The sequence below is a fragment of the Streptomyces sp. T39 genome (genome assembly GCF_008042045.1).
In the GTDB taxonomy this organism is placed as follows: domain Bacteria; phylum Actinomycetota; class Actinomycetes; order Streptomycetales; family Streptomycetaceae; genus Streptomyces.
Genome location: NZ_RDBP01000037.1, coordinates 957,430 through 967,280, shown reverse-complemented (window position 1 = coordinate 967,280; position 9,851 = coordinate 957,430). Strand labels below are relative to the sequence as shown.

The following is a 9,851-nucleotide window of genomic DNA, read 5'->3' as shown; positions in this document are numbered from 1 at the left end:
GTCGTCGCACGGGGCGGGGCGAAGGGACTGGGGGCCCCGGGGCCCTCCGGCGAGGGCCGTTCGCCCGCCGGGCCCATGGGGAAGGGGCGCACCCGTTCCCGGCCGTCGAGGGGGCGCGCGAGCGGGACGGGGCCGGTCACGGGCGCCGTGCGTCCGCCGCCGCGTCCCTCGCGCGACGGCTCCGGCGCGGCGTCGTCCGCTTCGGAGTGCGGATGGTGGCGTCCCTCGGCACCCCGGTCGTCGACGCGACGGCCGTGATCGGCGACCAGCGTCGGCGGGCGGCGGCGCGGCAGCGGTACCGGGCCGAGCGGGGGCGCGGCAGCGGGCCGGGCCTGCCGGGGCGCGCCCTGGTCGCCGTCGCGCTGGAGGGAGCGGGCGCGGAAGATGCCGCCCCGCGCGCTCTCCGTGTCGTCGATGTCGCCCAGGTCCGCCGAGCCGGTGACCGAGGGTTCCCGGGTGACGGCCGCGCCGCGCTCCCGGCCCCGGTCACCCTCGCGCACCCTGTCGCGGTCCTCGGGCCCGAGGGGGGCCTCCAGTTCGACCGGACCGTCGAGCAGGGCCGCGGTGGCCGGACCGGGCGGGACCTGGGAGAGCGCGAGCCTGCTCTGCTCACGGCGCCCTGCGGCGCTGTCGCTCTTGCGGTCGAGCCGGAAGCCGGTGCCCTGTGTCTCGGGGGCCTCGGTGAGCAGGGCAGCCGGGATGAAGACGACGGCGGTGGTGCCGCCGTACGGGGACTGCTGGAGCGAGACCCGCACGTTCTGGCGCTGGGCGAGGCGGCTGACGACGAACAGGCCCAGCCGGTCGGTGTCGGACAGTTCGAACTCGGGCGTCTCGGCGAGCCGCAGATTGGCGTCGAGGAGCGCGTCCGGCGTCATGCCGAGCCCGCGGTCGTGGATCTCCAGGGTGAAGCCGTTGGCGACCCGCTCCCCGTGGACCTGCACCCCGGTGTGCGGGGGCGAGAACACCGTGGCGTTCTCCAGGAGTTCGGCGATGAGATGGGTGAGGTCGGCGACGGCGGGGCCGCCGACGCCGATCCGCGGCAGCCTGCGGACCTCGATGCGTTCGTAGTCCTCGACCTCGGCGACGGCGGCCCGCACCACGTCCATCAGCTGGATCGGCTTGCGCCACTGCCGGGAGGGGGCCGCTCCGGAGAGGATGACGAGGCCCTCGGCGTGGCGCCGCATACGGGTGGTGAGGTGGTCGAGCCGGAACAGGTCGGCGAGTTCCTCGGTGTCCTCGGTGCGGCGCTCCATCGCGTCGAGCAGGGTGAGCTGACGGTGCAGGAGCACCTGGTTGCGCCGGGCGAGGTTGACGAAGACCTCGGAGACGCCGCGCCGCATGTCGGCCTGGCGCACGGCGGCCTCGACGGCGGCGCGCTGGAGGGTGTTCAGGGCCTGGCCCGCCTGGCCGATCTCGTCCTTGTCGTACTCCAGCCGGGGGGCCTCGGTCTCGACGTCGACGTGCTCGCCCGCCGCCAGACGGCGCATCACGCTCGGCAGACGGACGCCCGACACCTCGTGGGCCTCCTTGCGCAGCCTGGAGAGGTCGCGCACGAGGTCCCGGCCGATGCGGACGGACACGATCACGGACACCAGCAGGGCCAGGAAGCCGAGCACCCCGGCCACGCCCGCGCGGACGAAGACGCCGTACGCGGCGGGTTCGATCCGGTCGTGGTAGCGGTCGCCCGCCTCGACGGCCTCACGGGCGAGGTCGTCGAGGACGGGGGTGGCGGCCTCCTGCCAGCGTTCGAGCTCGGCGGAGGGGAGCCGCTTGTCGGGGCCGGCGGCGATGAGGCGTTCCTCGGCGTCGCGCAGCGGGGCGGTCTCGGGGCTGCGCCAGTAGGTCTTGACGATCTCCCGTTCCCGGCCGGGGAGGTTCTCGAGGTTGACCTCGTAGTGGAGCTTGCGCTGCGCCACCAGATCGCTGAGCGCGCGGATCTCCGGGGCGGTCACCTTGCGGGTGGTGAGCGTGGAGGCGACGAGGGCGTCCTCGCGGGAGAGCATCTCGCGGGCGCGCAGCAGGCCGAGCAGGGCGCGGCCCTGGCGCTCCATCCCGGCGTCGTTCAGGGCGCGGACCGTGGTGAGGAAGCCGTAGGAGGGGTCGACGAGACCGTTGTAGAACGCCAGCGCCTCGGCGCGGGAGACGGTGTTGCCGTCGACGGACCTGCGCAGTGCGGCGATACCGTCGAGGGCGTCGAGCAGGTCGGTGAGCTGCCGTGACGTCTCGCCGGTCATGTCGTCGCGCACGGACTGCCGCGCGGCGGCGGCGCGGATCGCGGCGACCGCGCCGTCGGTGGCGTCGCGCCGGGTGCGCAGGGCGGGCAGCGCGTCCGACGCGCGGCGGTCGGCGAGGTAGACCAGGGTCTGGCGGCGCTCCTCCTGGAGCAGGACGGTCATGTCCTCGACGGGGGTGCCGACGTTCTCCGCGACCGCGGTGGCGTCCAGCAGTTGTCCGGCCTCGCGTCCGGTGAGTACGGTCGCGAATCCCCACAGGGCGGTGAGCGACAGCAGGGGGACAAGCAGCAGCGCCACGATCTTCCGGCGGATCGACTTCCCGCGAAAGCGCATGGCCTCCCCCTGCTCAACCCGGCCCGGCGCGGCGGGTGTTCCGTCAGCAAACGGCGAGAGCCTACTACCGAGGGAGTGACAACCCGAAGACACGTCCGGGACGATTTTCGGCCTTCCATGAACAGACCGATCACAGGATGTCCCGCTATTCGCGGAGTTGGCATTCGCGATTGCACGCTCGGGCCGCGACGCGGCACCGCATTCCGGACGCGCACAGATGGCCTGAATTCTTCGCCGCCTGCAATTCCCGGGGAATCTTCGCGCCGTCTCACTCGTCAATACGTAGGGGAAGCCTCACCGGTTCACCGCTGCCGGGCATCGTCGCCCGCAGCCCGTCGCAGCCGCCCGCCGGACACCCGGCGGCCGGCCCGCGCACGGACCGGCGGCGAGTAGAGCGCCCGATTCCGGGCAGCCGATTCCGGGCAGTCACCCTGAAGTCGGACAGAGGTGGGGAGTGACACGATCCATGGACACGGACGAGCGTCGCGTGGGGGCGTCCGCGCCCGGTTCCGTACGGGAATCCTTCGCAGGACACGACGTACCGGGTCCGCGTGGCGCGCGGACCTCCGCACCGGCCCGGCGGGAGAGCGGTGGCGGGACGGACGGCGAGGACGCCGAGGTCCACCCGCTGTGGACGGACGAGCCCCATGGCACGCGGCGGATGGCCGACCCGGTGCGCACGGCGGCGGTGCGTGCGGTGATCGTCGTGTCCGTGACACTGACGCTGGCGATGACCGCGGTCCTCTTCACGCTCTCGGACTCCTGGCTCGCCTTCCCCGCCGTGCTGGCCAGTGTGGCGAGCACCGTGGCCGCCACCTGGGCCGTGCTCGACGTGTGGGTCACCCGCCAGGTGTGGAACCAGCGCAACGGCGTCGTCTCCGTTCCGAGCAGCACGGCCCGCCAGTTGCGGCGCGAGCGGCGCCGGGAGCGGAAGGCCGCGAAGGTCGCCGCGCGCGCCACGGCGCGGATACGCCGGCGCGGCGCGGGCAGCCTCTCCGAGGCCTGACACCCGCTCCCGCCCGTGCCTGCCCTCCCGTTCCGGCACCCTGCCCTCCTGTGCCGCCACGGCGGGGCTTGCACCGTCGCGTCATCGCGGGATCCGTCGACGTCCCGTCCCGCCCACCGACGGCGCCGTCGTCCCCGCAACGACGCCGACCTGCGGGCCGGTCTGAAGTACATCAGCGTCGAGGAGCACCTGCGTCCGGGACTGCCCCAGATCGATCCGGCGGGGGACGACGGCGCCGTCGGTGGGCGGGACGGGACGTCGACGGATCCCGCGATGACGCGACGGTGCAAGCCCCGCCGGTGCCTCTCGCAGCGGTCCGCCCGCTGAGTGCCGGGCACCACGCGCCCGCTCCGGGCCCGGGGGCCGCCCTCACCGCGGCCGGCCCCCGCGTGACACCTCGACCGTCACCGCACCGGCCGCACGCGGCCGTTCGCGCTACTCGAAGGCGCTCGCCTGAGCGGCCGACGCCGCACGCCCCGGTGCGCCCGCCGGCGGGGCGGTCGTCTCCGACGCGTCCGGCGAGGCCGGTGGGGGCACGGTGGCCGCCGCCCGCTTGAACATGCGCGTCGCCGTGATCTCGCCGTGCACCGTCTCCCCCGCCGGATCGATCTGGGGCAGTCCCGGACGCAGGTGCTCCTCGACGCTGATGTACTTCAGACCGGCCCGCAGGTCGGCGTCGTTGCGGAGCCGGATCACCAGCGGGAACTCCGCGAGCGCCGTGGTGTCGAACAGGCCGGTCGTGTAGAGCAGCTGGACTCCGAGCGCGTCCGACACCGCCCGCTGGAGCTCCAGCAGATACGTCGCGTTGGCCCGGCCGATGGGGTTGTCCAGGAAGAGCGTGCCCGCGTGCCGGTGCTTGTCCCGGCCGCGGTCGTTGCTCCGCAGGGCCGCCATCGTGCAGTACAGCGCGATCGCCGCGGTGAGCAGCTGGCCGCCGGAGAACACGTCGCCCATCTGCCCCACCGGCACCCGCTCGGCGCGGAGCACCGCGTCCGGCTTCAGGATCTCGACCGCGATGCCCTTGGGCTGGAGCGCTGCCTGGACTCCGCGCAGCAGCAGGGACATCCCGTCCCGCCGCCCCTCGCCGTACGCCGCCGAGGCGTTCTTCCTGACGGCCGCGCGGGTGGCCTCGTCGATGACCTCGCCCAGCCGCTCGGCGAGGGTCGCCTGGTCGGGCTCCTCGAAGCGGATCCGCAGGAACTCCTGCCCCGACCACTCCCCCAGACCTTCCGGCAGCCGGGACAGCCGCTGGGCGGAACGCAGCGTGGCGAGGGACGCCTCGACCAGACCGCGCAGGCGGTCGACGATGGTGTCCCGGTTGCGTTCGAGCTGGGACAGCTCGTCGGTGAGGACCCTGAGCCGCGGGGCGAAGGCCTCGGCCCACTTGGCGGCGTGCTCCGGCAGAGCCGCGGCGGGCAGTTCGCGGATCTGCTGGCGGGCGGGCGTGCGCACCTGCTCGTAGCGGGTGGAGTTGGCGTGCCGCACGAGCACGTCGCTCGCCTCGCGCACGGCCGCCTCCGCCACGGAGAGGTCGGCGGCGCAGCCGCGCAGCGAACGCCGCGCCTCGGCCGCGGCCTGGCGGGCCTCCTCCAGCCGGCCCGGATAGGGCTCCGGCGCCTGCGCGGCCTCCTCATCCGGCTGGTGGTCCCTGAGCAGGTCGCGCAGGAGGGCGGCGGTCTCGTCGAAGCCGCCCGCCGCGTCCTCGGCCGTGCGGTGCGCCCGCAGCAGCCCCGCGTGGGCGGCCCGGGCGGCCTCCAGCGCGTCGGTGCGGGCGGCGAGTTCGCCGGAGGCGGTGCGCAGCAGGCTCTGCGCGTGCCCGGCGTCGGCGGGGACCAGGTCGTCGGGGAGCTCCGTGTGAGCCGCGCCGTCCGCCGGGGCCAGGCGCTCCGCCTCGCCGCGGAGGCGGCCCAGCTTCTCGCTCGCCTCGGACGCCCGGGTCTCCAGCATCTGCACCAGGGACTCGGCGCGGGCGGCGGCCGCCTGCCGTGACGGGCCGTCGGCGCCGTCGGTGCCCTCCAGCAGCTGGGCGGCCCGAGTGCGGACCTTGTTCGTCAGCCGGTCGAGCTCGGCCAGTGCGGCGCTCTCGTCGCTCTCCGCGCGGGCCTGCTCGGCGCGCAGGTCGGCGCCGACACCGACCTTCTCGTAGAGCTGGGACGCGGCGCGATAGGCCTCGCGGAGCGTGGGCAGGGCGGCGCGGGGCACGTCGTCGTCGGGCAGGTTCTCCGGGGCTCCCGCGATCTCGGCCCGCTCCGCGCGCAGCGCGCGGGCCGTGCGCCGGGCGTCGTCGCCGGCGCGCTGCGCGGCGCGGCGGTCCTCGTCGGCGGCCTTCGCCCGCTCCAGGAACGCTGCGGCGCGTGCCTCGGACTCGGCGGCCTCGTCGGCCAGTTCGCGGAGCTTGACCTGCCAGCCGGCGCGTTCGCGCAGCCGGAAGGCGAGTCCGGCCAGCGCGTCGGCGGCGCGGCGGGCGCGCTGGGCCGTCTCCTGTCGCTCGTCGCGGACACGCGCGGCGTCGGCGGCCGCCTCGTCCGCCTCGGCCCGCTCCGCGCGGGCGGCTTCGAGGGCCTCCCGTGCCTCGGCCGCCGCCTCGCGGGCCGTGCGGGCGCCGTCGGCGAGTTCGGCGAGCATGCCCTGCGGGCAGTCCTCGCGCCAGGAGGCGAGACGCGCCCCGAGGGCGCGGTCCCCGGCGAGCCGGGCGGCGAGCGCGCGGATCTCCTCGTCGCGGGCGGCGGCCCGGGCGCGCAGGGCGTGCCGCTCCTCGTCGGCCGCGTGCTCGTCGTGCATGGCCGGGTTCGGCGGGACGAGGAAGACGTCGGTGGCGGTGCCCTCTCCCGAGGCGGGCACGGGTGCCAGCAGGGCGGCCGCGGTGCCGACCGCCACGGCGGAGCGGGGCAGCAGCGCCGCCCCGGCCAGCACCTCGCGGGCGCGGGTGTGGGAGGCGGGGTCGGTCACGACGACTCCGTCCACCAGCTCGGGACGGGCGGCCAGCACGGCCGCGTGGTCGGCCGGGTCGACGGACTGCGCGAGGTAGCGCCAGCCGGGCAGGGCGGGGATGCCGTGTTCTCCGAGGTACTCGACGGTGGCGAGCACGTCCGGGGCGGGCGGCAGCAGTCCGCCGTCGCCGAGTGCGCCGAGGATGCGGGCGTCGTCGGCGGCGGCGGTGCGCAGGTCGAAGAGCTGGCGTTCGGCGGAGGCGACGGAGCCGTCGAGCAGTTCGCGCAGTTCGTCGGCGAAGCCGTCGAGCTGCTCGGCGGTCAGCCGGCCGGGTTCCCCGTCCGGCCGGCCGGCGGCGGGCGGGGTGCGTCCCTCGGGCGTGCCGGCGCCGCCGGGGGCGCGTGGTGCCGGTACGGGCGCGGCCGCGTCGCCGCCCGGCTGCCGGGCGGCGGGATCGAGTCCCAGGAGACCGGCGAGGCGTTCGTCCTCGGCGATGGACTCGGCGGCGCGGCGCTCCGCCTCGTAGGCGTTCTCCGCGGCGCGGGCCGCGTCCTCGGCGCGGGCGGCGGCCAGTTCGGCGCGGGACTCCGCGCCGGCCGCCTCCCTGGCCCGGTCCGCCGTGGCGCGCGCGGCGTCGCGGGCGGCGTCCCACGCCTCGACGGCGGTGCGTTCGGCGTCGCTGGCCGCGAGCGCGGCGCGGGCCGGATCGGCGTCGGGCGCGGTGTCGTCGAGCCACCCTGCGCGCACCGCCTCGGCGGTCTCCTGCTCGACCTCGCTCAGGCGCTGGCGCAGGTGCCCGATCTCGCTGCGGGCGCGCTGGGCCTCCGTCGCGGCGACCGTGGCGTCGCGGTGGGACGCCTCGCCGGTCTCCTGGAGCGCGCGGGAGCGTTCCTCCTCCTCGTTGGCGACGCGTTCGCCGTCCTCCGCCGCCGCGTGCAGGGCGCGCACGAGGTCGCCCGCGGCCTTGGCGCGGGCGGCCAGGGCCGGGGCGGCGTCCCGTTCGGCCTCGCGGATCGCCGCGGCGACGCGTGCCGAGCGGTCGCCGGCCGCGCGATGACGCAGCACGGCCTCGGCTGCCTGCCAGGCGGAGTGCAGGGTGCGCGCGTCGATCAGCTCGCGGCGCTGGGCGGCGGCGCCCTTCTCGGCAGCGGTCAGGGCGAGCGAGGCGTGCCGGTAGGCGAGTTCGGCGGCGATGAGGGAGCTGTGGTCGCGTGCCTCCTCGGCGTCGGTGACGTCGTGGGCGGCCACGGCGACCTGCTGGGCGAGTTCGGCGGCGAGCCCGCGCTCGTCGGCGGCGCGGGCGGCGAGGCGGCGGGCCAGCGTCCGGGTGCGCCGTTCGGCGCCGGCGTGGACGTCGCGGGCCCGGGCCCGGGCGCCGGACGCGTCGACGATCCGGCCCAGCAGGTCGACCGATCCGGCGGTGAAGTCGCGCTCGGCGGTGAGTTCGGCGCGGCGGCCCAGCTTGTTGCCGAAGCCGCTGACGAGGTCGGCGAGGCCGTCGGTGTCGCGGGTGTCGGTCACCGCCCGCAGGAGCAGGTCGGTGAAGTCGGAGTCCTTCTTGACGGCGAACAGGCCGGCGGCCTCGCCCTCGTCGGCGTTCATCTCGCGCTGGTAGCGGAACAGCTCGGGGTCCAGGCCGATGTCGCCGAGGTGCTCGTTCCAGCGGTCGTGGATCTCCTCCCAGTACACGTCGAGGTGCGGATACGCCTTGGCCGCGTCGGTGACGGCGTCGCGGAAGCCCTTCATGGTGCGGCGGCGGCCGCGGGCGCCGGAGACGCCCTCGACGGAGGGCCGCACCGCGCTGGACTCGGCGACGGGCAGGCTGTCGAGGCTCAGCCCGGGGCCGGGCCGGAAGGAGTACCAGGCCTCGGCGAACTTGCGGGGGTCGTTGGACACCTGGCGTCCGCGCCATTCGCTGACCTTGCCGACCACGACCAGTTCTCCGGTCTGCGTGTGCTGCCACTCCAGGGCGACGTGACCGCAGTCGTCTGCGAGCAGGAACTTGCGCAGCACGCCCGAGCTGGCGCCGCCGAGGGTGTTGCGGTGGCCGGGGAGCATCACCGAGAAGATCAGCTTGAGGAGGACGGACTTGCCGCCGCCGTTCTCCAGGAAGAGGACGCCCGCGGGCGCCGGGCGGCGCGGCGGGCCGACGGGCTCCTCCTCGAAGAACTCCGCCTGGGTGGGGGCGGGGTTGGGCACGGGCGCGCCGACTCCGCGCAGGTCGAGCACGGTGTCGGCGTAGCGCGCACCGGCGGGACCGATGGAGTAGAGGCGGACCCGGGACAACTCGTACATGGCGGCGGACTCTCAGTCTTCTTCGTCTGGCGTCGTGTTGCTCGGTGGAACGTCGTGGTGCCCGGCGTGCCGGGGCGGTGTGCGCTCACGCGCGGGCGGGCCCGGCCGCGGGCGGCGGGCGGTCATGCGTGGAAGGGCAGACCGGCGTCGGCGGCCAGGTCGAGGTCGTCGTCGCCCGGCGGCGCGACCAGGGTGGCGCTGCCGTCGCTCACCGGGACGACGCCGAGGTCGAGCAGTTCGGCCATCGCGGCGCTGCCCGCCATGTCGCGGACCTGGAGCTGATAGCGGGCCGTGGTGCGGTAGGCGCCTCCCGCGTCGTCGCCGGTCCGCTGGAGGAATCCGGATTCCGTGAGGAATCCGACCGCCTTGCCGATGATGCCCGTGGTGGATCCGGCGAGCCGCCGGGCGTCCTTGGTGGCGCCGGTCGTGCTGCGGCGCGCGTACACCCGCCAGGCGGCTTCGAGGCCGGGGGCGTCGGTCGCCGGGTCGGTGTTCTCGCCTGCGGCGTCGGCGCGCTCCTCCAGGCGGCGGCATGCCTGGCGGACGAAGGCGTCGACGCCGTTGACCGTGATGCGTCCGATGTAGCCGTCGTCGGCGAGGTCCTCGGGCCGGGGGAACGCCATGGCGGCGACGGCGAGGTGGGCGAGGCCGTGGAGGAAGCGGTCGGCCGATTCGGAGGAGGCGCGGCGGGCGTAGTCGCCCATCCGGACCGCGAAGACGGAGTCCTCGGCGGCGGTGACCGCCATCCCGGCGCGCGGCGAGACCTCCAGCACGACGAGTCCGAGGCCGGTCGCGACGGCGTCGGCCAGGCGCGCGAAGCCGGCGTCCTCGCGGTACCTGCGCAGCAGTTCGCCGTACTCGGCGTCGCGGGCGGGGAGCAGCCTGGGCTGCAGCCCGAAGGAGACCAGGCGGGCGGCGTCGGCGGCGTCGGCGGGGGTGAGGGCGCCGGGGGCGTGGCCGGACCGGGTGATCGGCCCGGCCGGGGGTCCCTGGGGGGTGACCGGGTCGCTCCACGCGCCGAAGTGCTCGGCAGGGTGGTCGCTCACGGGTGG

General features: G+C 75.9%; 4 protein-coding genes and 1 pseudogene. 2 read left to right on the top strand and 3 right to left on the bottom strand.

Annotated elements, in window-relative coordinates; genetic code table 11:
- A partial coding sequence (locus EAO77_RS26910) for a nitrate- and nitrite sensing domain-containing protein (RefSeq protein ID WP_147991049.1) occupies positions 1-2,567 on the bottom strand: 2,567 nt, incomplete at its 3' end.
- 466 nt (positions 2,568-3,033) lie between these two features.
- Between EAO77_RS26910 and EAO77_RS26905 the strand changes: the two genes are divergently transcribed.
- Both EAO77_RS26905 and EAO77_RS41485 read left to right on the top strand, forming a co-directional pair.
- On the top strand, positions 3,034-3,573 hold the full coding sequence (locus EAO77_RS26905) for a hypothetical protein (RefSeq protein ID WP_261994148.1): 540 nt from the start codon (positions 3,034-3,036) through the stop codon (positions 3,571-3,573).
- 129 nt (positions 3,574-3,702) lie between these two features.
- Positions 3,703-3,900 (top strand): annotated as a pseudogene (locus EAO77_RS41485) (hypothetical protein); the annotation flags it as partial.
- Between the two features lie 108 nt (positions 3,901-4,008).
- On the opposite strand, the gene EAO77_RS26900 reads toward EAO77_RS41485, so the two are convergent.
- Together EAO77_RS26900 and EAO77_RS26895 are read right to left on the bottom strand one after the other, a co-directional pair.
- A complete protein-coding gene (locus EAO77_RS26900) occupies positions 4,009-8,799 on the bottom strand; it encodes a hypothetical protein (protein WP_147990843.1) in 4,791 nt (1,596 codons plus the stop codon).
- A gap of 122 nt (positions 8,800-8,921) precedes the next feature.
- Positions 8,922-9,845, bottom strand: coding sequence for a hypothetical protein (locus EAO77_RS26895; RefSeq protein WP_147990842.1), 924 nt, complete (start codon positions 9,843-9,845; stop codon positions 8,922-8,924).
- Positions 9,846-9,851: the final 6 nt, after the last annotated feature.

Bases quoted from the DNA above. Each gene is read 5' to 3' on its own strand.
- EAO77_RS26900 (WP_147990843.1), bottom strand. From the start codon at position 8,799: ATGTACGAGTTGTCCCGGGTCCGCCTCTACTCCATCGGTCCCGCCGGT.
- EAO77_RS26905 (WP_261994148.1), top strand. From the start codon at position 3,034: ATGGACACGGACGAGCGTCGCGTGGGGGCGTCCGCGCCCGGTTCCGTA.